The following is a 22,352-nucleotide window of genomic DNA, read 5'->3' as shown; positions in this document are numbered from 1 at the left end:
TTTTCGACCGCCCATCAGGAGCCATGAGGAGGCAATCATGACCGCAGTTCGCTACGACGATGTGGTGTCCGCCTCAGTGGCGCCGGCACCCACCCAGCCGCCCAAGCCGCTCCGGCGAGCGTCGGCCGGCTCCGGAAACCCACTGATGGATATGGCCACACAGTTGCTGTCCGTCCCGCTGCACCAGATCTATGCGGCGTTGTGGCGGGCGGGTGTCATCGAGGTCAGGGCCTAGAAACCGGCCGCGCACGGCGACCGGTGTTGCTGTTCCCTCGGCGGCCGATCGCGATGCGCTAACGTCAACGCGTGGCCCGCATCCGCAAGCTCGTCGCAGCTCTCAGCCGCCGTGGTCCGCATCGGGTTTTGCGTGGTGACCTGGCCTTCGCCGGTCTGCCGGGCGTGGTCTACACCCCGGAGGAAGGGCTGAATCTGCCCGGCGTGGCGTTCGGCCACGACTGGCTCGCCGGTACCGCCCGGTATTCGAACTTGCTCGAGCATCTGGCGTCGTGGGGCATCGTGGCCGGCGCTCCGGACACCCAGCGCAGCCTGGCCCCCTCGGTGCTGAACTTCGCCTTCGATCTCGGCACCGCCCTGGACATCGTGTCCGGCGTGCGGCTGGGCCCCGGCAAGATCAGCGTGCATCCCGCCAAGCTCGGCGTGGCCGGGCACGGTTTCGGTGGCTCGGCGGCGGTGTTCGCCGCAGCCGGGATGCCTGCCAAGCCCGCGGCGGTGGCAGCGATTTTCCCCACCGTCACCAGCCCCCCGGCCCAGCAGCCGGCCGCGACGCTGAAGGTTCCCGGGGTGATCTTCAGCGCGCCGGGTGAACCGAGGACGTTGAACTCCAACACGTTGGCGCTCGCCGAGGTGTGGGACGCGGCGACGCTGCGCATCGTCGGCAAGGCCGAATCCGGCGGACTGGTGGAGGGTCGGCGGCTGACCAAGGTGCTGGGGCTGGCCGGCCCACACCGGCGCACCCAACGCTCGGTCCGCGCGCTGTTGACCGGATACCTGCTCTACACCCTGGGCGGCGACAAGAAGTACCGCGACTTCGCCGATCCGCAGGTGCATCTGCCGGGCACGGATGCGATCGACCCCGAGGCCGAAGCGATTGCCTTGGAGGAGAAAATCGTCGCGCTGCTGAAGTGAGACGGCGGCGCCGAGGGGGTAATTGCCACTCATGTCGACCGTGCAAGCGCTCTACCACCGCTGGATCATCGAGCTGTGGAACGGCCAGCCCATCGCGGCCGAGATCGTCACCGACGACTTCGTGGGTCATTGGCCCGGCCGGGAAGTACGCGGACCGCGGGAACTTGCTCAGGTCATTGAACAAACGCGAAACATGTTCTCGGACTTGAGCTTTGCCATTGAGATCGGCCCGCTGTCCGACGGCGACCTGGTTGCCGGACGGTGGGTCGGCACTGGCCTTGGAGCGGACGGTCCGGTCTCGTTCACCGGCAACGACATCTTGCGCCTGGGCGCCGACGGCCAACGCTTCGCGGAGTACTGGACCGGCACTTCGGCGGGCTGAGAGTCCGTCACTGCCCTGCCTGCGGAAGCTGGTCGGCGGCGATTTCGCACGGGGTTGATCCCGGGTCGGGCGCCGGTGCCGGTTCGGCGGCCGGAGCGGCGACAGGTGCGGGCGGCTCGCCCGGTGCAGCTGCGCCGGCCGGCGGTGGGGCCGCGATCGGTTGGACTGACTCACTGGGCTGGCTCGGGTCGGGTTGGTCGACGGGCAGGGCCTGGCCGGTTTCCGCGGGATCGGCGGCGCCGTCGGCGGCCTCGTCATCGGTGTCCTTGGCATCGTCGGCTTCGTCGGCATCGTCGGGGTCGTCGGTATCGTCAGCATGAAAAGGGTTTTCTCCCAATGCGTTTCCGTTGTCGAGCGGGTCTGTGCCGCCCAGCCCGTCGCCCGCAGATCCGATCAGACCGCCCACCACGTCGACGATCCTGCTCGCCAGCCCGAGCAGGCCGCCGCCACCACCGCCGCCAAGGCCGCCGCCGAGCCCCTCACCCAGATCGCCCGCGCCGAGTCCACTGCCGAGGTCGCCGATGGGCATACCACCGAGGCCGGCCGCGGGCATGCCCACCGGATCGCCGAGCGCGGTTCCCCAGTCCATTGGGGGTGCGGCAGCGGCCGTCAACGTCGGCGCAGGTGCTGTCGCCGGGACGGGCGCCGCGGCCACCGGCGGGACGGGCGCCGCGGCCACCGCCGGAGAGGGCTGCACCGGCGCCACACCCGGGGCGGGCAGCGCCGGGGCCACACCCGTCCCGAGATCTCCGGGAAGTTCGAACCGCGCCGTCGGCACGGCGGTCATCTTGTCGATCACCATGGCGTAGGACGTCTCGACCCCATCCGAGGTGGATCGCATCGCGGCCACCCAGTCATTGCGAATGTCGTTGTCCACGTATGGCATTACCTGCTGGTGCACCACGTCTGCCGCGCCGTCCCGGTCTCCCGCCATGACCGCGGCAGTCGCGGCCAGCCAGGCCGGCCGCGCCATCCGGGTGCGGTCGTCGACGGCGATGGCGGTCGCTACTTCCGAATCGACCAGATACCACAGGTTGTCACGCAGCGACTCGCATCGCTGGGCCGCCGCACGCAGTTCGGTGGCAACGGCGTCCGCGGTGTCGCAGTGGCGTTGCAGCAATTCCACCGCCGCGTCGCCGCCCGGGCCGGTCCAGGCCGCGGCCAGCTCGGCCACCTGGGCGCGCTGGATCCGCAGCGCCTCGGCCGCCACCACACCCGCCGCCCGCAGTTCGGCACAGTCGCGGTCAAGCGCACGCAGGTCGAGACCGTCCTGACCGGCATACCACTCCCGAATCTGGGCGGGATGCGTTGTGAGGTCCGCATTTTGGTAGCCCAGTGCATGGCAGGCCTGCACGTAGGTCTGGGTGTGCTCGACGGCCGCCCGGCCTTCGGCAAGGCGCGCGGCCACATCCAACCGGTCGGCCATCAGCTACGCGATCCGGGCCGCGGCATAGAGTTCGGCGTCGGCATACCGCTCCGTGCTGGACCGCAATGCGGCGGCGATCTCGGCCGATGCGCGCGACCACTGCGCCACCTGCGCCGCCAACCGCTGCAGTTCGGCGCGCAGCGCATCGCCGCGCGCGGTGTGCACCCGCCCGGCGCTGGCGCTGCCGAAGGCCAGCCGGACCAGGTGATCGCTGACTGCGCGGTCGACGAATTCGGCCGCCACGGCGAATTGGTTAGCTACCCGCTGCGCCGCCGGCACGTCGATCTGCGTGTGGGCATCGGCTACAGGTCGTGTTCCCCCAACGGATTTCATGCCTTATCCGACGCCGGCGGCTGCGGCGGGGTTCCGCTCGGATCAGAGTGCTTTGCTGACCGCTTCGGCGACTCGGGTGGCGACCCGCTGGGCGATGTCCTTGTCGGGTGCCTCCACCATCACACGAATCATCGGTTCAGTTCCCGAGGGCCGCAACAGGATTCGCCCGGTGTCGCCTAATTCTGCCTCGGCCTTACCGACGGCGCTGCGCACCGAGGGCGCGGTAGCGGCGGTGTCCTTGTCGGCGACGGTGACATTGATCAGCACCTGCGGCAGCGTCTGCATCGCCGAGGCCAACTGCGCCAGCGACGAATCGGTCTGCACCATGCGGGTCATCAGCCGCAGGCCGGTGACGATGCCGTCACCGGTGGAGCCCAGCGCGGGCATCACGATGTGCCCGGATTGCTCGCCGCCCAGGCTGTACTCGCCGGCCCGCAATTCCTCCACGACGTAGCGGTCGCCAACACCGGTGGTGCGCACCGTAATTCCGGCCGAGCGCATGGCCAGGTGCAAACCCAGGTTGCTCATCACGGTGGTCACCAGCGTCTTGGACGCCAGCTCGTCGGCCTCGTGCATCGCCAGGGCGAGCACCACCATGATGTGGTCGCCGTCGACGAGTTCGCCGTTGGCGTCGATGGCCAGGCAGCGGTCGGCGTCCCCGTCGTGGGCAAGGCCCAGATCGGCGCGGTGCGCGACGACCGCCGCGCGCAGCGAATCCAGGTGCGTCGAACCGCAGTTGTCGTTGATGTTGAGCCCGTTGGGGTCGGCGTTGATCGCGATCACCCGCGCACCGGCCGCGCGGTAGGCACGCGGAGCAACCGCGGAGGCCGCGCCGTGCGCGCAGTCCACCACCACGGTCAGCCCGTCCAGGCGCAGTGTGCTGGCCTTGCTCAGGTGGCGCAGGTAGCGGTCGTCCGCGTCCTCGGCGTCGATCACCCGGCCGATCCCGGCGCCGACCGGACGCGGTCCGGGATCGACCCCGAGCAGCGTCTCGATCTGGTCCTCGGTGCTGTCGTCGAGCTTGTGGCCGCCGGGACCGAAGATTTTGATGCCGTTGTCGGGCATCGGGTTGTGCGACGCGGAGATCATCACCCCGAAGTCGGCGTCATACGCGCCGGTCAGGTAGGCCACCGCGGGGGTGGGCAGCACCCCGACCCGCAGCGCGTCGACACCTTGACTGGTCAGCCCGGCGATCACCGCCGCCTCCAGCATTTCGCCGCTGGCCCGCGGATCGCGGCCGATCACCGCCACCCGCCGGCCCGGTGCCTGCGCGCTGGCCAGGTGCCGCGCCGCCGCGGAACCCAGCGCCACCGCCAATTCGGCGGTCAGCTCGCGATTGGCGACCCCACGGACACCGTCGGTGCCGAATAGTCGACCCATGCGATAAAACCTCTCACAGTTATCGGGCTAGCACCTAACGTGCCCGTTCCTTTGTCGACGAAACCGGCCGCGCCCGGGCGCAGACACGCCGCAACCGGCCACAACTTGTGCAGCAGGATGCCAAGTTGTGGCCGGATAGCGATCGCTGATCAGCGCTTGCTGTACTGAGGCGCCTTGCGGGCCTTCTTCAGGCCGTACTTCTTGCGCTCGGTGGCACGCGGGTCACGGGTGAGGAAGCCGGCCTTCTTCAACGGGGGCCGGTCCTCGGGCTGGGCCAGGATCAACGCCCGGGCGATGCCCAGACGCAGCGCGCCGGCCTGCCCCGAGGGGCCGCCGCCGTGCAGCAGCGCGTAGATGTCGAAGCTCTCCACCCGGTCGACGGTGACCAGCGGGGCCTTGATGAGCTGCTGGTGCACCTTGTTGGGGAAGTAGCCCTCCAGGGTGCGGCCGTTGAGGTTGAACTTGCCGGTGCCGGGCACCAGGCGCACCCGCACCACGGCCTCCTTACGCCGGCCGACGGTCTGGATGGGCCGGTCGAACACGAAGGATTCGGCGGGCGCAGCGGCTTCGGCGGCCTCGACCGGGGCTTCGGGCGCCACGGCCTCGACGGTTTCTGCGGCTTCTGGGGTCTCCGGGTTTTCCGGGTTTTCCAGGGCCTCGGTCGTTTCGGTCACTGGGCCACCTGCTTGATCTCGTACGGAACGGGCTGTTGTGCGGCGTGGGGGTGGGTCGGGCCGGCGTAGACGTGCAGCTTGCGTGCGATCTGCCGGGCCAGCTTGTTCTTGGGCAGCATGCCGATGATTGCGTCCTCCACGACGCGGTCGGGGTGCTTGTCCATCAGCTCGCGGATGGTTCGGCTGCTCAGACCGCCGGGATACCCCGAGTGGCGGTAAGCCAGCTTCTTGTCCAACTTCTGGCCGCTGAAGGCGACCTTGTCGGCGTTGATGACGATGACGAAGTCACCGCCGTCGACATTGGGGGTGAACGTCGGCTTGTGCTTGCCGCGCAGCAGGGTGGCTGCCGCGACGGCAAGGCGGCCAAGCACCACGTCCGTGGCGTCGATGACGTGCCACGACCTCGTGGTGTCACCCGCCTTTGGCGTGTACGTAGGCACAGCGCTTACCTTCTTCTTCTCGAGGTGGATCCCGGTGTGACCCGGGGGCCGGTCAGGCGTTCACGGGAGGGCTTGGTCTCGGCGACCGACATTGACCCGAGGCCCCGGCGTACCGCACGCCAACGGAGCAGCTTACCGACCGCTATCCCTGCAGGTCAAAATGACTGTGTGGTCCCGACGGCTCTCCCCCGTCAGGACCACACAGGTCTCACGGCGCGGTCAGGACCGCGCGGTGTCCGATCGGCGCTACCGCATCCAGACCCCGGCCGCCCGGCGGTCGGCGCCCGCCACCTCTTCGGCGCCGTCGCGCACGGCGTTTCCCAGCTCGGCCAGTATCTCGTTGAGCGCGGTCGCCGACTGGTGCCATTTCAATTGTTCCGCCTGGTAGGCGGCGGCCGCTTCGCTGGTCCACAGCTGCTGCAGCGGTGCGATCTGAGATCTCAGCTCGTCCAGGGCAGCGTTGAAGCGCGCCGACGTGGTGTGGATTTCCTGGCGCACCGAGTGTTCGATCTCGCCGAAGTTATAGGAAAGCACCGGGTCCATGGCGATCCTCTCTCGTCACAGGCTTCCGCCGGCGGCGGCGATGTGGTGTGCATGGTTTTGACCGGCCTCCTCCAGGGTGGCTGCGTTGTGCCGAATGGTGTCGGCGATCGTGTTCAGGACGTGGTAGAGCCGCAGTGACTCCGCATTCCAGCGATCCATCACGTCTTTGAAGCGCGCGGCCGCGAGCCCACCCCACGCAGACCGCGGGACGCCATTCATACGCCCGACGAATGCCTGCAGCATCGCCCTGATTTCCTCGTTGCGAGCGTCGGTGGTATTCGCCACCGACCGCATCTGGTCGAGGTCGGTGCTCAGTGTGTTCGATGCAGCCATACCAATTACGACTCCCGCAGCCGTCATTCGGTTCCACGAAAATCCGTCATTCGATCGCGTGGGCGGAATGCACCGCCTGCTCGCAGGCATCACGCACGGCGTCCTCGTCACCGGGCCGGCTCTGGCACCCGATGCTGATCCGAACCGGACCGTCCAACAGCACCGTCCAACGCACGTGATGACCGGGGCGCACTTCGCGGTAGGTCACCGCCGGTCGGCCGGCGCTGGTTCCGGATGGGTTGAAGTCGACGAACACCCCGATCGGTTCGGCGTCAATCGCGTGCTTCAACCGGTCGGCCGCACCGCTCAGCGTCTCGCCGGCGACCGGTGACTGGGTGATGTGCAAGGCCACTTCGGAATCTGTCGGCGACGTGACTTGTACTCGCGCCGAGCCCGGTCCGGTGATCACCCGTTGCGACGGCCAATTGGCCGGCACCGACAGGGCCACCCGGCCTTCCATCAGAAACGTTGTGGGCGTGGTCTCCACCGGCTTCGGCGCCACCACAGCGGGCCGGCCCATCGTCCCCGCGGTCGGCGCCGCGGCGGCGACCACGATGGCGACCGCCCCGAGTCCGGTCAGCGTCCGGCCGCACGATCCGCGGGCACCGGCGGGTGGGGTGCGGTTCGGCCTCGGCACCGCTCGCGCCGGGCGGGCTGACTGTGCCAGGCGTGCCAGCCGAATATCGTTGATTTCGAGGATGTCTGGGGTTTTCTGTCCGGTGTCGCGCAGCGCATCGGCGATCAATGGGGCCAGTGCTGCCGCGCCTGCGATGGTGCTCGGCGTATCGATCAGCACGGCTTCGGGGGCCATCCCGGCGACGACGCCCGCGACGTTGCGGGCGACCGATTGCGGTTCCGCGTTGCGTGGTATCCCGGTGACGGCGGTGCTTTGGGAGCGGTGACCGCCACCAGCCGCTCGGCGATTTCGACCACTACAGTCGCATCCGGTGCACCGCGTGACGCCCGCATAAGCAGCGATGCCCTTGTCCGCGTGTGTATTTCACCCGCCACGGCCGCGGCGGCCGCGCTCACCACTTCCATTCGCGACGCCGGCCACCACGAAGGATGGACGATCATCATCTCGTCGCCGTGGGCGCCAGCCGCTAACCGTAGCGCCGCTTTCCACAACGCGTCGACGGCTATCGGCCGCTCCTCTACCAGTGCCACCCGGTCGTCTATTGTCTCCAGCGCCGTCCGAACGCAGTCGGGCTGGTCGTTGTCGGCGACAATGCGTGTGGCGCAACATAACCGCCGGATCGCTGCGGGCCCCACTTCGATGATTGCCGGGTGGCCGCTCACGGGGGGCTCCAGGCAACCTGGATAAGCTCTTCGTCGCCGACCCGACTTGTCAGGACGCCGCGGCCCGGCGGTAATCGCACCGGCTCGGCGCAGCCGAATGAGGCACTTTGAGCTGAACTGCCACTCATCGTCAGTGACATGCAACCGAGGTCGCGCAGGCTCGCCAGCAGGGGTTCGAACATGGCGCGCTCGACACCGCCGCTGCGGCGGGCTATGACCAGGCGCAATCCCAGATCGTCTGCGTACGGCAGGAATTCGATTATTGGCGCCAGCGCATTGCCCGCCGGTGTGGCAACCAGGTCGTAATCGTCAACGATGACGTACAGGTCCGGTCCGGACCACCAGGAGCCGTCTCGTAGTTGGGCTTGACTGGCGTCCGGCGGAGGCATCCGCGCCTGCAGAACCTCGAGCAAGCTGGGTAGCAACACCGCCAGTGCGGCCTGGGACATGGCGTAACCGCCGAGGTGTTCCGATTCGACGACACCAAGCAGCGCGCGCCGAAAGTCGATGATTAACAATTGGGCTTGAATGGCCGTGTTCGTCCGGACGATTTCGCGGCACAACGTCCGCAGCGTCGCGGTCTTTCCGCATTCGTTGTCACCGAGAACCAACAGATGCGAGTGGTGCTTGAAATCGACTGCCACCGGCTGCAGTTCGCGCTCCCGAAGGCCAATCAGTATTCGGGTGCCCAACTCGGCGCTGCATCCGCGCACCATAGCCTCGCGGTCCACATGCGTCGGCAGTAACGGTATCGCCGGAGCAACCGTTTCGCCGGCAGGCACCTCGGCAATGGGCAACGCAATCGTCATGTGCAGCCCGTCGTGGGAAAGACCCCGGCCCGGGCTGTCCCGCGGCACGTGCTGTGCGGCCTTGCGGTCGATTTCGGAGTCCGCGGGCTCGCCGAGTCGCAACTCGATACGGCTGCCGATCTGATCCCGCAACGACGGCCGGACCTCGGCCCACCGGGATGCCGACAACACCACGTGCACGCCGAACGAAAGCCCTTGCGTCGCGAGCGCGGTGATCGACTCCTCCTGCGCTGAAAATTCTTGGCGCACACTCGCCCAGCCGTCGATGACCAGGAACACGTCACCGAACGGATCCCGGGGCGCGGCCTGGTCCGCACGCCGTTGACGGTAGTGAGCGATCGACGCGATGCGGTGCTCGGTGAACACCGCTTCACGGCGGCGAACGACCGCTATACATTCGTCGACTATCCGCGAGACCAGGCGCGGGTCGGTACGGCCGGCAACCGCACCGACATGCGGCAGCGCCTGCACCGCCGACAGCGCCCCGCCACCGAAATCGAGGCAGTAGAACTGCACCTGGCTCGGATCATGAGTGGCCGCCATCGAGGTAATGAGCGTGCGCAGCGCCGTCGACTTTCCGGATTGGGGCGCGCCGATGACCGCCACATTGCCTGCGGCTCCAGACATATCGACCATCAGCGGCGTGCGGCATTGATCGAAGGGGCGGTCGACAATGCCAACGGGGACCGTCAGGCCGCCCGTGTGGCATTCAACGTCGGCCAGCACGGTGTGCAGTGCCGGTGCGGGGCCGAGCGGGGGTAGCCAGACCCGATGAGCGGGCGGCCCCTGTCCACGCAGCCGGTCCAGGACGGCTCGCGAGATGGTCCGTTCGGGCGTCCCGCTCATCTCGACGGCACGGCTGACCGCTCCGGTGAGCCGGGTGCCGAATAGCCGCACCGGACCCGCCGGCCCGGTGGCCGCGCCGGCCGGCGCGTCCGTCTGCAACGGCGCCGAAACCAGCGCGGCCTGAAAGCGAATCGGTTCGTCTCCGCCGATGCGCAAGAAGCCGGCACCCGGGGCGGTGGGCAACCGATATGCGTCGAGGGTGCCCAGCACCGTTTGGGATTCAGCGGCCGAGAGCGTCTTCATGCACATCCGGTACGACAGGTGGGCTTCCAGTCCGCGTAATCGGCCCTCATCGAGGCGCTGGCTGGCCAGCAGCAGGTGCATGCCCAGGGATCGGCCGAGACGGCCGATCGCGACGAACATGTCGGCGAAATCGGGATGCTGGCTGAGCAATTCGGAGAACTCATCGACGATGATGAACAGCGTGGGCAGTGAGCTCAGCCCGGCGGCGGAACGGCGCGCGCGATCGTATGCCGCCACGCTGACGCAGCCCGCTTTCCGCAGCAGTTGCTGACGACGGTTCATCTCCCCCGCCAGGGCATCGCGCATCCGGGCCACCAGCGGCGCGTCGTCGGCAAGATTGGTGATGACGGCGGATACGTGCGGCGCTTGCGCATAGTCAAGAAATGTTGCGCCACCTTTGAAGTCGACAAGCAACAAATTCAGCGTCTCGGGCGAGTTGCGGGCCATCATGCCCAGCGCGATGGTGCGCAACAGCTCTGACTTGCCCGACCCGGTGGCGCCGATGCACAGCCCGTGCGGGCCCATCCCGTTTTCGGCCGGCTCTTTGATGTCCAGTTCGAGAGGGGTGCCATCGACGGTGGTTCCGATGGGTACGCGAAGCCGGTCGAGAGGTCGTTCACTACCCCACCAGGTGACCGGGTCGAATCGGTGCACATCGGAATGCCCTATCAGATCTGGCCAACTCGCGTCGCGGCTTCCCGGGCGCCCGATACCGGCGCGGCACCCGGCCAACCGGCGCGCACATATCAGCGCGTCGATCGCCGTCATCTGATCGGGGCACCAACCCGGTGCCGTGGGGGTGAGCCCGCGAATGACCGGTGGCGTACCCTCGCGGCCGGTGCCGACCCCGATGGTGGTTGCGCCGGCGATCGGGTCGACGCCCTCGACCAGGTCGATGACCACAAGCATGCGGCGTCGTTGCGCCGCGCCGAGCGCATGTTGCGCTTCTGCCGGGGTCGCATAGATCATCCGCACCGGACCCGCCTCATCGCGATCCGTCGGATGTTGGTTGTGCGGCAGCCATTTCAGCCACTCCCAGTGGCCGCGGTTCGCATCGCTGAGCACCGCGGCGATCAGCAGGTGATCGGGATCATGCAGCACGGCGAGTTGGCAGACAATCGCACGCAGCAAGCCGCGCACCGCACCCGGATCACCGTCGATCGCCACCGATGCATCGTCACGCAGGGCGATCGTCACCGGTGCGTGGATGGTCGAATGGGTGCGCAGGAAACGCTCTAATGCCTCCGCGGTGACCGGATCGCGAGCCTCCTCGGCCGGAAGCTGCGGTGCAACTACGCGGCGGGCCAGTGGCTGAGTACCCATGCCCATCCGGATGAGGCAGAAGTCGGCATCGGTGGGCGGCCGCTCCCACATCCGCGGCCCCGCGATCAACGACCACAGCGTGTCGGGATCGGGATGGCTCCTGATCGATGAGCGGTACTGTGCCACAGCAATTTCGGACACGGATTGACTCATCTGGCTCAGGTATCCGAGATATCGATCGCGGTCGGCATCGATGCCGCCGCCGGGCTGTCGGGCACGACCGGTCAGGCCTGCCACCGCGGTGGAAACCAGCGTCATCACCGGGAAGACCAGAAACATGGGGTTGTGGGCCACTCCGGTCCCGGCGGTGTACGCCGCCGCCATGATGCCCATGCACATCAGGGAGATCACGATCGGCACCACCCGTGGCAGCATGCCCGGCGATACCCGCGACGGCAGGTCCGGCGGAGCGTCGATAACGATGTCTGTATCCGCCGCCGGAACCTGCGGTCCCGCCGGTGGGTAAGTGTTGGTCATCTGGTCCCTCCCGGTGCGACGACGGTAAGTAGCACTGGGGTCGACGGCAAGTCACCTGTGGACAGCCGAATGCCGGAGGGTGCAGACCTGACTATGTTCACTCGTGATCCGAGCGAAGGGTTCGATGTTGCCTGCAACCGATACCGGGCTGCGACGCGTCTCAGTTCATTGGGACGCTGCCGTCATCGATGTTGCCCTGCCCGCCAAAATCCCTGTTGCCGTGCTGATTCCGTCAATCGTTGACATCCTCGAGATTGGCCATCCCGACAACGAGGCCGAGCGCTACCAGCTGTCGGTGCCCGGCCACTCCGCGTTGGATCCATCCATGGCTCTGACGCAGCACCGCATCGGCGACGGCGCAATCCTGCTGCTGACCCGGTGCGGCGTGCCATTGCCCGCGCCGCGTTACGTCGATGTAGCGCAGGCCGTGTCGGCCACGCTCGGCGCAGTGGCCAGGCCGCACAACGGCTTTCGGCATGACCGTGCGGTCCGGCTCACCGCCGCGACGGCGGCGATTGCGTCGGCCGGAATCGGAGGGCTGGTAATTGTGCGTAACACGTTCAGCGCTGGGGCCACCGGGGAAGTCGCCAGCACGGTGACGGTTTTGGTGGCCGCCGGCATTCTTGCCCTTGGGCTCGCGGCCCTTGCACACCGCAGTCATCGAGACCAGACCGCCGGGCTGACACTGAGCGCCATCGCTACCGTGTTCGCAGCGGTTGCCGGCTTTGTGGCAGTGCCGGGCGAACCCGGCGTCTGCAATGTGTTGCTCTCGGCGGCGGCGGTGGGCGCCACCGCGATTGTGGCGATCCGCGTATCGGGTTGCGGTGTAGTCACATTGACCGCCGTGGCCTGCTGCGCGGTGATCGTCGCGGCGGCCGGGTTGGCAGGGGTGATCAGCGATGCAGCGCCGCGGGCCATCGCCTCGGTGGCTGCGCTGGTATGCCTTGGCCTGTTGGGGGTGGCGGCTCGCGCATCGATCGCACTGGCGGGGTTGTCGCCGCGACTGGGTACGCCGGATGTGGCTGAGGTCGAACCGAGCGGTGCGTGGCTATCCCCCAAGGCGGTCAGCGCCGACAGGTGGTTGGTCAGCCTGCTCGGCGGCTTGTCGGGAGCCGCCGCGGTCGGTGCGGTGATCACCGTGCTCGCCGGCGCGCCGGGGCCGGCCTGCACCGCTTTCGGCACCCTGACCGGCGCGCTGCTGCTGTTGCGCGCCCGATCCGCCGAAGCGCGAAGGATGCTGGTGTTCGCAGCCAGCGGATTCGTGATTGTAGCAACGACATTCGTCGTCGCCGCCGTGCGAACACCGGTGCACAACTCCTGGGTCGCGACGGCAACAACGGTCGCCGTGGCAATGTGCCTCGGCTTTGTCACACCGACCAGACCCCTCTCGCCGGTACTGCGACGAAGCGCCGGGATGCTGGAGTGGTTGATGCTGGCCGTGATGGTCCCGCTGACCTGCTGGATATGTGGACTCTACGGTGCGGTCCGAGGATTGAGCCTGACATGACGCGGTTGCACGCCGGGCGCCTGCTGGCGGTGTCGGCACTGACGGTACCGGGCATGTTCGGAATGCCGGCCGCACAGGCGATTTCACCACCCGATATCGATGACAGATGGTTGCCCAGCCCCACCTTACCGGCCTCCCCCTGGCCGACCGCGCAACGCGAGGTCTGCGCGGCGATGACCGTCGACTCGGGACCCGGCCGCAACCAGCCGGCGAGTCTGGTCGACCTATCGGAGGTCTGGCAACTCAGCCGCGGCGCAGGACAACGGGTCGCTGTCATTGACACCGGCATCTCACGACACCTTCGACTGCCCGATGTCGTGCCCGGCGGCGACTACGTGTCCACCGGCGACGGTACGCAGGATTGCGACGCGCACGGCACGCTGGTAGCGGGAATCATCGCGGCCACAGCAGATTCCAAGTCCGATCGCTTCAGCGGTGTGGCACCGGAGGCCACGTTGATCAGCATTCGTCAGTCGAGCGCGAAGTTCGCCCGGGTTGGCGACCGGTCCCGCGTTGGGGTCGGTGATGTCGCCACTCTTGCCAGAGCCGTTCGGACGGCTGCCGATCTGGGTGCGTCGGTGATCAACATTTCGTCGGTGGCGTGCGCACCGGTGGCTTCGGCGCTCGACGACCGCGCACTGGGTGCCGCACTGGCCTACGCCGTCGACGTCAAGAACACCGTCATCGTGGCCGCGGCCGGCAACTCCGGTGGCGCCGGGCAATGTCCGCCGCAACGCGCTGACGCTACCTGGGAAACCATCACGGTTGCCGTCAGTCCCGCCTGGTACGACGACTACGTGCTGACCGTCGGCTCGGTGAATGCCGACGGAACGCCCTCGGGGTTCACCCTGGCCGGGCCGTGGGTGGATGTCGCCGCGCCGGGTGAGGCGGTGACTACACTTGCGCCGCAACCGGTCTCGGGCACGAGTTATGCCGCCCCGGTGGTCAGCGGACTGGCCGCGCTGATTCGGTCCCGCTTCCCGGCGATGACCGCCCGCCAGGTGATGCAACGGATCAAGACGACGGCGCATCATCCTGCCGCCGGATGGAATCCCCTCGTCGGCAACGGCACTATCGATCCACTCGCCGCAATCAGCGCCGACGGGGGCTCCGCCGGCCACACAACCGGCCCGTCGCCGGCGCCGATGCCGATCACCGCATCGCCGCCGATCCCACTGCGCGACTCGCGCGCCCGGGACACCGCACTCCGTGGGGCCGCGATCTGCCTTATGGCCCTGACCGTCGCTGTGGGCACCGGAGCAGTCAGGGGCCGGCTACGGCGAACCCGCGACCGTGTCACGGGCGATTGATGCGTTCTGTCTGCTCAGTTCCGGCCCAGCGGGCAACAGCGTCAGCAGCGGCCACGGCGCCGGGCTCGGGTCCGCAAGACCGAGGTCATGTGCGGCATCGTCGTCATGAATGGCGAACCGGACACCGGTGTCGGTGATCAGGTACCGGGTGCCGTCTTTGTTGCCGGCCCGCACGTAGGCGCTTCGGCCCGGCGGCAGGTAGACGGCGTCCAACGCCGGGCCATGTCCGTCGGCTTGCGCCAAGGCCACCGCCGCTTGACCAGGCGGGGTTGGAATCCGGTCCTCGGCGACAAATGCGAAATCCACCTTGTCCGCACCCGGACCCTGCCAGCTGGCGCACAGCACGGCGGCGAGCTGCCACAAGAGCGGCGACCGGTCCGGGAAGCTGCTGACCGGCAGTTCGGCGACGACGGGAGCGGCCCGGATAGCGTCCGGCGCGACGGTCACGGCATTGGCCGTTGCCTGCGGTTCGCTGAACCGCAGCAGGTCGGCGGCCACCTGCCCGATGCGCTGCACCCCGGTGGACAGCACGACGTAATACTCCTCCCCATCGGCGCGTGTGACGCGAAGCACACTGCCTACCGGAAACCCGGGCAGCCCGGGCGACTTGCCGCCCAGGCCGCGGATCCGTGGCGGTGCGATCGGCGGCGCCTCCGGCACGGCGTTCAGCAATGCCTGCGAGACCAGCTGTGGCGCATGGCCCTCGAGGCGTAGCGCGCGCAGAACAGCAGCATCCGCGAGGTCCACCATCGCGCGGTGTCCGTGGTAGAGCAGGTAGACCGGCGAACCGAAGTCGGCGGCCACCAGGAGCGCCTCCCCAGCGGTCACGCGGCGCGCCGCCGACTGCTCGGACCGGCGCCCGATGATGACCGTCGTGCTGCTAGCGCCAGTGCTAGCGCATATCGACCAAGCCATATCGCCTGCGGACAGCGTCCGGCCGAGGAACTGGGGTGCGCCCGGAATGCCCAGCAGCGGGCCGCGTTTGGTGGCGCCCAGGTCAGACAAGGTGACCGGTTGCGGATCGGCGGGCCTCGCCGCGATGAGCCGGGCAGAGGCCAAGTTGAGCACCGGATGCCAAGCATCGTCCACTCGCACGAAGAGCGCACCGGATTCGCGGCTCACCACGATCTGCGCGCGATCCAGTGCTACATGCGGTCGCAGGAAGGCGAGAAAAGCGCAGCCCGCCACGGCGACGGCGGTGAGCAGGCAACCGAGCGCCAGTGGTGTTGAGTGGGCGTGCCAGCGATGATCGGTCGCCCGGACGCCCGTGCCCAGCAAGGCGCTTTCGACACGGCGCAGCAAATACCGGTAAGCGCTGGCGTGCAGCCACGTGGCCGGCTGACGGGGCAATGAAGCTCCTAAGGATCTCCGAACAGTGTGAATCCGTTAACGCCCACGGTAAGCGGCCATTCGACGGCGTCACGGCGGTTATCCACAGGTCGCGGGTGTTACGGCAGGTCACAAATTGGGTAAAATCGCCCGGTGAAAACTCGCCGCATACGTAGCCCTCGGGTGGGCACCGCGCGGTCAGCAACTCGCTTCATCGGCCTTGGTGCTTTTGCCCTGGTTACCGCTGCTGGCCTGCTCGCGCCACCCGCCGCAGCGCCAAAAGCCTCCGCCGATGACTGCCCGGACGTCGAGGTCATCTTCGCCCGCGGCACCAACGAGCCCCCCGGGCTGGGCCGGGTCGGCGACGCGTTCGTCGACTCGCTGCGCCAGCAAACCAACGGCCTGAACATCCTGCCCTACGGGGTGAACTACGCGGCCAGCAAGCTGCAGCTGCACGGCGGCGACGGCGCCAACGACACCATCGACCGCGTCAAGAAGAGCGTGGAGAAGTGCCCCAACACCAAGATCGTGCTGGGCGGCTACTCGCAGGGCGCGTCGGTGATGGACATCGTGGCCGGTGTCCCGATCGGCGGTATCAGCTGGGGTAACACCCTGCCGGCCCAGTACGCCAACAACATCGCGGCCGTCGCCACCTTCGGTGACGTGGCCGACCGCGCCGGTGGCACTCTGCCCAGCAAGAGCGCGCTGCTGGGATCCAAGGCGATCGACCTGTGCAACCCGAACGACCCGATCTGCCACGCCGGTCCCGGTAACGAGTGGAGTGGGCACACCGAGGGCTACGTCCCCGTGTACACCACCCAGGCGGCGGCGTTCGTGGCATCCAAGCTGGCCGGTGCCGGCCAGTCGGTGCCCGGCTATGGGCCGTCGTACCCGGGCGCTGGACCGCAGATGCCCGGCCAGCCCGGCTATGGGCAGCAGTCCCCGGTGTACGGGCAGAACCCGCCCGGGTCCGGCCCGTCGATTCACGGCGGCCCCGGCACCGCTCCGGCTCCGGTACCGTCGCTGCCTTCGCCCGTCGCGCCGGGACCGGTGCCGGAAGCACCGCAAGCACCTCTCGTCTAAATCGTTACCGTCGGGTTATCAACGCCCCCTTAACATCTCTGTGTGAGGCTTATCCCGTTAGGGCTGGGCATCGGACTGGGCGTGGTGGGCACGTTACTGGTTGCCCCGCAACTGGTTCCCCGTGCGTCGGCGTCGTGCCCCGCCGTTGAAGTGGTCTTTGCCCGAGGTACCGACGAGCCGCCCGGCGTCGGCAAGGTGGGCGGGGCCTTCGTCGGCTCGTTGCGCGAGCAGACCCGCAAAAGCGTTGGCGCATATGGGGTTAACTATCCTGCCAGCAAAGACTTCCTGGCCGCCACCAATGGCGCCAACGACGCCAGCGCCCACATCCAGCAGATGGCCGCCAACTGCCCCAACACCAAGCTGGTGCTGGGCGGATACTCGCAGGGCGCCGCCGTCGTCGACATCGTCACGGCCGCACCGGTGCCCGGCCTCGGCTACCGCCAGCCGTTGCCGCCCCAGGCCGCCGAGCACGTCGCTGCGGTCGCCCTGTTCGGCAATCCGTCCGGCCGGGCCGGTCAACTGATGAGTGCCCTGTCCCCCAATTTCGAGGGCAAGACCATCGACCTGTGCAACCCGGGCGACCCGATCTGCTCGAGCGGCATGCAGTGGAGTTCGCACCTTGGCTACGTGCCCGGACTGACCAATAAGGCGGCGAATTTCGTGGCGGCCAGGGTTTAGTGCGAGCGGATATCCCGGGTGATCAGGTTGCGCGCGGCCAGCTCGTCATCGGGCGGATAGTCCACGCCGACCAGCGACAGACCGTGCGCGGGTGCGGCGGCGAAGTCGCTGGATCGCTCTGTGACGCTGAGCAATTCGCGGCAATAGGACACCGGGCGCCGGTGTTCGCCGACGGCCAGCAGCGCGCCGACCAGTGACCGCACCATCGACCAGCAGAACGCGTCGGCGCTGACCCGGGCGGTGATCTGGTCACCGTCGCGGGTCCACTCCAGCCGCTGCAGATCGCGAATGGTGGTGGCGTTCTCGCGGTGGCGACAGAACGCGGCAAAGTCGTGTAATCCCAGCAGGTCTCGCGATGCGGTGGCCATCGCCTCGACGTCCAGCGGCCGTGGCCAGGCGGTGACGTAGCGGGCCTGCAGCGGTTGCACACCCCAGGGCGCCGTCGAGAGCCGGTACACATAGTGACGGCGCAGCGCCGAGAACCGGGCATCGAAACCCGCAGGCGCACGGCTGATATCGACGACCCGGACATCGGTGGGCAGAAACCGGCCCAGTCTTCGCAGCAGCGGCAGGAATTCGGGTTCACCCACGTGCGGTGCACGCGGGTAGGCATTCGGCAGCGCGGTCAGCGGCACGTCGACGTGAGCCACCTGTCCGGTGGCATGCACTCCCGCGTCGGTGCGCCCCGCCGCACGCAGCCGCACCGGCGTGCGAAAGACGGTCGTTAGCGCCTCGTCGAGAATGCCAGCCACGGTCCGCTGGCCGGCCTGAGCGGCCCAGCCCGCGAAACCTGTTCCGTCATAGGCGATATCAAGCCGCAGACGGACGTCCTCGCTAACTCTCGTCAGCCTCGTCGTTCGCCTCGGCGGCCTCGGCTTCGGCCCTCGCGGCCACGGCCTTGTCGGCCTTCTCTTCGGCCTTGGCCTGCGCTTCGGTGGTCTCGCCGGAGTCGGCCTCAGTCTCAGTGGCCTCAGTCTCGGCGGCCTCAGTCTCGGCGGCCTCGGTCACCTCGTCGGCGGTCGGGCCGACGGCTTCCTCAGGCTCAACCGCCGCCTGAGGTGCCGCCGCTGCCGCGACAGGAGCGTCGGTCTTCTTGGAAGCCTTCACCCGACGGGCCCGATCGGCCTCGGAGGTGACCGTCTTCTCCCGCACCAACTCGATCACGGCCATGGGGGCGTTGTCGCCCTTGCGCGGCTCGACCTTGATGATGCGGGTGTAGCCGCCGTTGCGGTCGGCATAGAACGGGCCGATCTCCTCGAACAGGGCGTGCACCACGTCCTTGTCGCGGATCTTCTTCAGCACCTCGCGACGGTTGTGCAGCGCACCCTTTTTCGCGTGCGTGATCAGCTTCTCCGCGTACGGCCGCAGCGCCCGCGCTTTGGGCTCGGTCGTCTTGATCCGGCCGTGCTCGAACAGGGACGTGGCCAGGTTGGCCAGCAGGGCCTTCTGGTGGGAAGACGACCCGCCGAGGCGAGGTCCCTTGGTGGGCTTGGGCATTGCGACTATCTCCTAATTGGGGCCGGCCCCCGTATCAGGTAGGGCCGGGACGGACTTTCGTCGGTTGTGTCCGGTTCCTCAGCGGCCGCTGCACGGCCGCATCGTCACCGGACGGCCGTTACAGCTGTTCGGTTTCGGCGTAGTCCTGGTCGTCGTAGGCCGCCTCGTTGGACCAGGTGCCGGTGGCGACGTCGTAACCCGCGACCTGCGAGGGGTCGAAGCTCGGCGGGCTGTCCTTGAGCGACAGGCCCAGCTGGTGCAGCTTGACCTTCACCTCGTCGATGGACTTCTGACCGAAGTTGCGGATGTCGAGCAGGTCGGACTCGGTGCGGCTGACCAGCTCGCCGACGGTGTGCACACCCTCGCGCTTGAGGCAGTTGTAGGACCGCACCGTCAGATCAAGGTCATCGATCGGCAGCGCGAACGACGCGATGTGGTCGGCCTCGGCCGGCGACGGCCCGATCTCGATGCCCTCGGCCTCGATGTTGAGTTCGCGTGCCAGGCCGAATAATTCGACCAGGGTCTTACCCGCCGACGCCAGCGCGTCGCGGGGGTTGATCGAGCTCTTGGTCTCGACGTCCAGGATCAGCTTGTCGAAGTCGGTGCGCTGCTCGACACGGGTGGCGTCCACCTTGTAAGTGACCTTGAGCACCGGCGAGTAGATGGAATCGACTGGGATACGGCCGATTTCGGCGCCCGAAGCCCGGTTCTGCACGGCCGGCACGTAGCCACGGCCACGCTCGACGACCAGCTCGACCTCGAGCTTGCCCTTGTCGTTCAGAGTAGCGATGTGCAGGTCGGGGTTGTGCACGGTGACACCCGCGGGCGGCACGATGTCACCCGCGGTGACCTCACCCGGACCCTGCTTGCGCAGGTACATGGTGACCGGCTCGTCCTCCTCGGAGGACACCACCAGGCTCTTGAGGTTCAAGATGATCGCGGTGACGTCTTCCTTGACGCCCGGCACGGTGGTGAACTCGTGCAGCACGCCGTCGATGCGAATGCTGGTGACGGCCGCACCCGGAATCGAGGACAGCAGCGTGCGCCGCAGCGAATTGCCCAGGGTGTAACCGAATCCCGGCTCCAGCGGCTCGATGACGAACTGGGAGCGGCTGTCGGTGAGGACTTCCTCCGACAATGTGGGTCGCTGAGAGATCAGCATGGTGTTTCTCTTCTCCTTCTCGGCACCCGCTATTTGATGCCGTCAAGACCTGCACCGGGTTGGCTGCAGGGGGTCTTTACTTCGAGTAGAACTCGACGATGAGCTGCTCGGTGAGCGGCACGTCGATCTGCGCCCGCTCGGGCAGTTGGTGGACGAGGATGCGCTGACGCTCCCCCACCACCTGCAACCAGCTCGGGATCGGGCGGTCGCCCGCCGTCTCCCGCGCGATCTGGAACGGCACGGTGTTCAGCGAGCCGTCCCGCACGTCGATGATGTCGTACTGCGACACCCGGTAGCTGGGGACGTTGACGTGCACGCCGTTGACGCTGAAGTGTCCGTGGCTGACCAGCTGACGCGCCATCCGCCGGGTGCGCGCCAGACCGGCGCGGTACACGACGTTGTCCAGCCGGCTTTCCAGGATGCGCAGCAGTTCCTCGCCGGTCTTGCCGGACTGCCGGGAGGCCTCTGCGTAGTAGCGGCGGAACTGTTTTTCCATCACGCCGTAGGTGAAGCGAGCCTTCTGCTTCTCCTGCAGCTGCAGGAGGTATTCGCTCTCCTTGATCCGCGCGCGGCCGTGCTGGCCGGGCGGGTAGGGACGCTTCTCGAACGCCTGGTCGCCACCGACGAGGTCGGTGCGCAGCCGGCGCGACTTGCGGGTAACGGGTCCGGTGTAACGAGCCATTGGGTTCTTTTCCTCCTAGACCCTGCGTCGCTTCGGGGGGCGAACGCCGTTGTGCGGCTGGGGGGTGACGTCGGAGATCGCACCGACCTCCAGACCGGCGGCCTGCAGCGACCGGATTGCCGTCTCGCGGCCCGAGCCCGGGCCCTTCACGAACACGTCGACCTTCTTCACGCCGTGCTCCTGCGCCTTGCGGGCCGCGTTCTCGGCGGCCAGCTGGGCGGCGAACGGCGTCGACTTACGCGAGCCCTTGAACCCGACGTGACCCGACGACGCCCAGGCGATGACATTGCCCTGCGGGTCGGTGATGGTCACGATGGTGTTGTTGAAGGTGCTCTTGATGTGGGCGGCACCGTGCGGGACGTTCTTCTTTTCCCGGCGACGGGTCTTCTGCCCCTTCTTGGGAGCAGCGGATGCCTTCTTGGCTGGTGGCATGGGGGATTACCTGGCCTTCTTCTTGCCGGCGATGGTGCGCTTGGGGCCCTTGCGGGTGCGTGCGTTGGTCTTGGTCCGCTGGCCGCGCACCGGCAGGCCGCGGCGGTGCCGCAGGCCCTGGTAGCAGCCGATCTCGATCTTGCGACGGATGTCGGCCTGAACCTCGCGGCGGAGGTCACCCTCGACCTTCAGGTTCGCTTCGATGTAGTCGCGCAGGTGGGTCAGCTGGTCATCGGTCAGATCCCGGGTGCGCACGTTCCGGTCGATGCCGGTAGCTGCCAGGATCTCGTTCGACCGGGTGCGGCCGACGCCGAAAATGTAGGTCAGGGCGATCTCCATCCGCTTGTCACGCGGAAGGTCGACGCCGACTAGTCGAGCCATAGGTGGCGTTTCCTCTTTTTCCAGGCGGAGGTCTGATCCCAGCCCGTTCCCGGCCCCATCTGGGTTTTACCGGGGCCCGGCCTCCGTCCGGGCGTAGATGAGCGGCCCATCTCTAAAGATGCCAGCCGCTCAGTGGTGCTGGGAGGTCTGCATTCAGTTGTATCGGGGCCTGGGCGGATCAGCCCTGGCGCTGCTTGTGGCGCGGATCAGAGCAGATCACCATGACCCGCCCGTGCCGACGGATCACCCTGCACTTGTCACAGATTGGCTTGACGCTCGGGTTCACCTTCACGGCTGTTCGATCCTGTTCTGTCTGGTTCGTAGGTTGTTGGCGATCAGGCGCTTACTTGTACCGGTACACGATGCGGCCACGGGACAGGTCGTAGGGAGACAACTCCACCACCACCCGGTCCTCGGGCAGGATGCGGATGTAGTGCTGCCGCATCTTGCCGCTGATGTGGGCAAGCACCTTGTGGCCGTTCTCCAGCTCAATGCGGAACATCGCATTGGGCAGCGGCTCGACCACTCGGCCTTCCACCTCGATGGCGCCGTCCTTCTTGGCCATAACTAATTAAGAATCCTCGTCGTATAGTTTCGTTCTCGTCTGCGCCTAGTCGACGCGACATTGCACACCGAC

The 22,352-nt window shown here is 67.6% G+C and carries 24 protein-coding genes and 1 pseudogene; 7 read left to right on the top strand and 18 right to left on the bottom strand.

The features are described 5' to 3' along the window. The first annotated feature begins 37 nt into the window (after positions 1–37). The 3 genes from A5625_RS23050 (at position 38) to A5625_RS23040 (ending at position 1,528) form a co-directional block, all read left to right on the top strand. On the top strand, positions 38–235 hold the full coding sequence (locus A5625_RS23050; RefSeq protein WP_066999515.1) for an Rv1535 family protein: 198 nt from the start codon (positions 38–40) through the stop codon (positions 233–235). Positions 236–306: 71 nt separating this feature from the next. Then, complete coding sequence (locus tag A5625_RS23045) at positions 307–1,146, top strand: dienelactone hydrolase family protein (protein ID WP_066999514.1); 840 nt, start codon at positions 307–309, stop codon at positions 1,144–1,146. 31 nt (positions 1,147–1,177) lie between these two features. Further along, the gene (locus A5625_RS23040) at positions 1,178–1,528 is read left to right on the top strand and encodes an ester cyclase (RefSeq protein WP_066999511.1); all 351 of its coding nucleotides are present in this window, start codon (positions 1,178–1,180) and stop codon (positions 1,526–1,528) included. A gap of 7 nt (positions 1,529–1,535) precedes the next feature. Here the strand turns inward: A5625_RS23040 and A5625_RS23035 are convergent, their stop codons facing one another. The 9 genes and pseudogenes from A5625_RS23035 to eccCb all read right to left on the bottom strand — a co-directional run bounded on the left by A5625_RS23035 (position 1,536) and on the right by eccCb (position 11,654). Next, positions 1,536–2,954 carry a hypothetical protein gene (locus A5625_RS23035; RefSeq protein ID WP_066999508.1) on the bottom strand — a complete coding sequence of 473 codons (1,419 nt, stop codon included), beginning with the start codon at positions 2,952–2,954 and terminating at the stop codon, positions 1,536–1,538. A gap of 3 nt (positions 2,955–2,957) precedes the next feature. Further along, positions 2,958–3,287, bottom strand: a complete 330-nt coding sequence (locus A5625_RS23030) for a hypothetical protein (protein WP_066999505.1) — start codon at positions 3,285–3,287, stop codon at positions 2,958–2,960. A 42-nt stretch (positions 3,288–3,329) separates the two neighbouring features. Then, positions 3,330–4,667, bottom strand: a complete 1,338-nt coding sequence (gene glmM, locus A5625_RS23025) for a phosphoglucosamine mutase (protein WP_066999502.1) — start codon at positions 4,665–4,667, stop codon at positions 3,330–3,332. 149 nt (positions 4,668–4,816) lie between these two features. Next, positions 4,817–5,266 (bottom strand): 30S ribosomal protein S9, encoded by a 450-nt coding sequence (gene rpsI, locus A5625_RS23020; protein ID WP_197516196.1) that lies wholly within the window; start codon positions 5,264–5,266, stop codon positions 4,817–4,819. 71 nt (positions 5,267–5,337) lie between these two features. After that, positions 5,338–5,781: a 50S ribosomal protein L13 gene (gene rplM / locus A5625_RS23015; protein WP_065031263.1), complete on the bottom strand. Its 444-nt coding sequence runs from the start codon at positions 5,779–5,781 to the stop codon at positions 5,338–5,340. 246 nt (positions 5,782–6,027) lie between these two features. Then, positions 6,028–6,330: a WXG100 family type VII secretion target gene (locus tag A5625_RS23010; protein ID WP_156748468.1), complete on the bottom strand. Its 303-nt coding sequence runs from the start codon at positions 6,328–6,330 to the stop codon at positions 6,028–6,030. A gap of 9 nt (positions 6,331–6,339) precedes the next feature. Next, a complete protein-coding gene (locus A5625_RS23005; RefSeq protein WP_066999491.1) occupies positions 6,340–6,657 on the bottom strand; it encodes a WXG100 family type VII secretion target in 318 nt (105 codons plus the stop codon). 46 nt (positions 6,658–6,703) lie between these two features. After that, positions 6,704–7,956, bottom strand: a pseudogene (locus tag A5625_RS23000) (type VII secretion-associated protein). Next, entirely contained in the window at positions 7,953–11,654 is a 3,702-nt protein-coding gene (eccCb, locus tag A5625_RS22995) for a type VII secretion protein EccCb (protein ID WP_066999488.1), read from the bottom strand. The pseudogene A5625_RS23000 and the gene eccCb overlap by 4 nt, the downstream one beginning before the upstream one ends. A gap of 124 nt (positions 11,655–11,778) precedes the next feature. On the opposite strand from eccCb, the gene eccD reads away from it, so the two are divergent. Beyond that, positions 11,779–13,161: a type VII secretion integral membrane protein EccD gene (eccD, locus tag A5625_RS22990; protein WP_066999486.1), complete on the top strand. Its 1,383-nt coding sequence runs from the start codon at positions 11,779–11,781 to the stop codon at positions 13,159–13,161. Further along, positions 13,158–14,471 carry a type VII secretion-associated serine protease mycosin gene (gene mycP / locus A5625_RS22985; RefSeq protein WP_066999483.1) on the top strand — a complete coding sequence of 438 codons (1,314 nt, stop codon included), beginning with the start codon at positions 13,158–13,160 and terminating at the stop codon, positions 14,469–14,471. Before eccD ends, mycP begins: the two co-directional genes overlap by 4 nt. Here the strand turns inward: mycP and eccB are convergent. Next, a complete protein-coding gene (eccB, locus tag A5625_RS22980; protein ID WP_066999479.1) occupies positions 14,436–15,821 on the bottom strand; it encodes a type VII secretion protein EccB in 1,386 nt (461 codons plus the stop codon). The two genes, mycP and eccB, sit on opposite strands and share 36 nt — an antisense overlap. 162 nt (positions 15,822–15,983) lie before the next feature. On the opposite strand from eccB, the gene A5625_RS22975 reads away from it, so the two are divergent. Beyond that, positions 15,984–16,883, top strand: a complete 900-nt coding sequence (locus tag A5625_RS22975) for a cutinase family protein (RefSeq protein ID WP_082984518.1) — start codon at positions 15,984–15,986, stop codon at positions 16,881–16,883. Between the two features lie 42 nt (positions 16,884–16,925). After that, positions 16,926–17,561, top strand: coding sequence for a cutinase family protein (locus A5625_RS22970; protein ID WP_066999476.1), 636 nt, complete (start codon positions 16,926–16,928; stop codon positions 17,559–17,561). Here the strand turns inward: A5625_RS22970 and truA are convergent. From truA to infA, 8 genes are all read right to left on the bottom strand, one after another. Beyond that, entirely contained in the window at positions 17,558–18,409 is an 852-nt protein-coding gene (truA, locus tag A5625_RS22965) for a tRNA pseudouridine(38-40) synthase TruA (RefSeq protein ID WP_082984517.1), read from the bottom strand. The two genes, A5625_RS22970 and truA, sit on opposite strands and share 4 nt — an antisense overlap. Next, the gene (gene rplQ / locus A5625_RS22960) at positions 18,396–19,058 is read right to left on the bottom strand and encodes a 50S ribosomal protein L17 (RefSeq protein WP_066999470.1); all 663 of its coding nucleotides are present in this window, start codon (positions 19,056–19,058) and stop codon (positions 18,396–18,398) included. The genes truA and rplQ overlap by 14 nt, the downstream gene beginning before the upstream one ends. 118 nt (positions 19,059–19,176) lie before the next feature. Beyond that, the gene (locus A5625_RS22955; RefSeq protein WP_066999467.1) at positions 19,177–20,220 is read right to left on the bottom strand and encodes a DNA-directed RNA polymerase subunit alpha; all 1,044 of its coding nucleotides are present in this window, start codon (positions 20,218–20,220) and stop codon (positions 19,177–19,179) included. A 76-nt stretch (positions 20,221–20,296) separates the two neighbouring features. Next, positions 20,297–20,902, bottom strand: coding sequence for a 30S ribosomal protein S4 (gene rpsD, locus A5625_RS22950; RefSeq protein WP_066999464.1), 606 nt, complete (start codon positions 20,900–20,902; stop codon positions 20,297–20,299). 15 nt (positions 20,903–20,917) lie between these two features. Beyond that, positions 20,918–21,334, bottom strand: a complete 417-nt coding sequence (rpsK, locus tag A5625_RS22945) for a 30S ribosomal protein S11 (protein ID WP_066999461.1) — start codon at positions 21,332–21,334, stop codon at positions 20,918–20,920. A gap of 6 nt (positions 21,335–21,340) precedes the next feature. After that, complete coding sequence (gene rpsM, locus A5625_RS22940) at positions 21,341–21,715, bottom strand: 30S ribosomal protein S13 (protein WP_066999458.1); 375 nt, start codon at positions 21,713–21,715, stop codon at positions 21,341–21,343. Positions 21,716–21,893: 178 nt separating this feature from the next. Then, positions 21,894–22,007: a 50S ribosomal protein L36 gene (rpmJ, locus tag A5625_RS28650; RefSeq protein ID WP_003879483.1), complete on the bottom strand. Its 114-nt coding sequence runs from the start codon at positions 22,005–22,007 to the stop codon at positions 21,894–21,896. Positions 22,008–22,058: 51 nt separating this feature from the next. After that, on the bottom strand, positions 22,059–22,280 hold the full coding sequence (gene infA / locus A5625_RS22935; RefSeq protein ID WP_003418601.1) for a translation initiation factor IF-1: 222 nt from the start codon (positions 22,278–22,280) through the stop codon (positions 22,059–22,061). Between the last annotated feature and the right edge of the window lie 72 nt (positions 22,281–22,352).

The sequence above is a fragment of the Mycobacterium sp. 1465703.0 genome, assembly GCF_001672975.1.
Classification (GTDB): Bacteria; Actinomycetota; Actinomycetes; order Mycobacteriales; family Mycobacteriaceae; genus Mycobacterium.
This window is presented reverse-complemented; position numbering and strand designations above follow the sequence as displayed.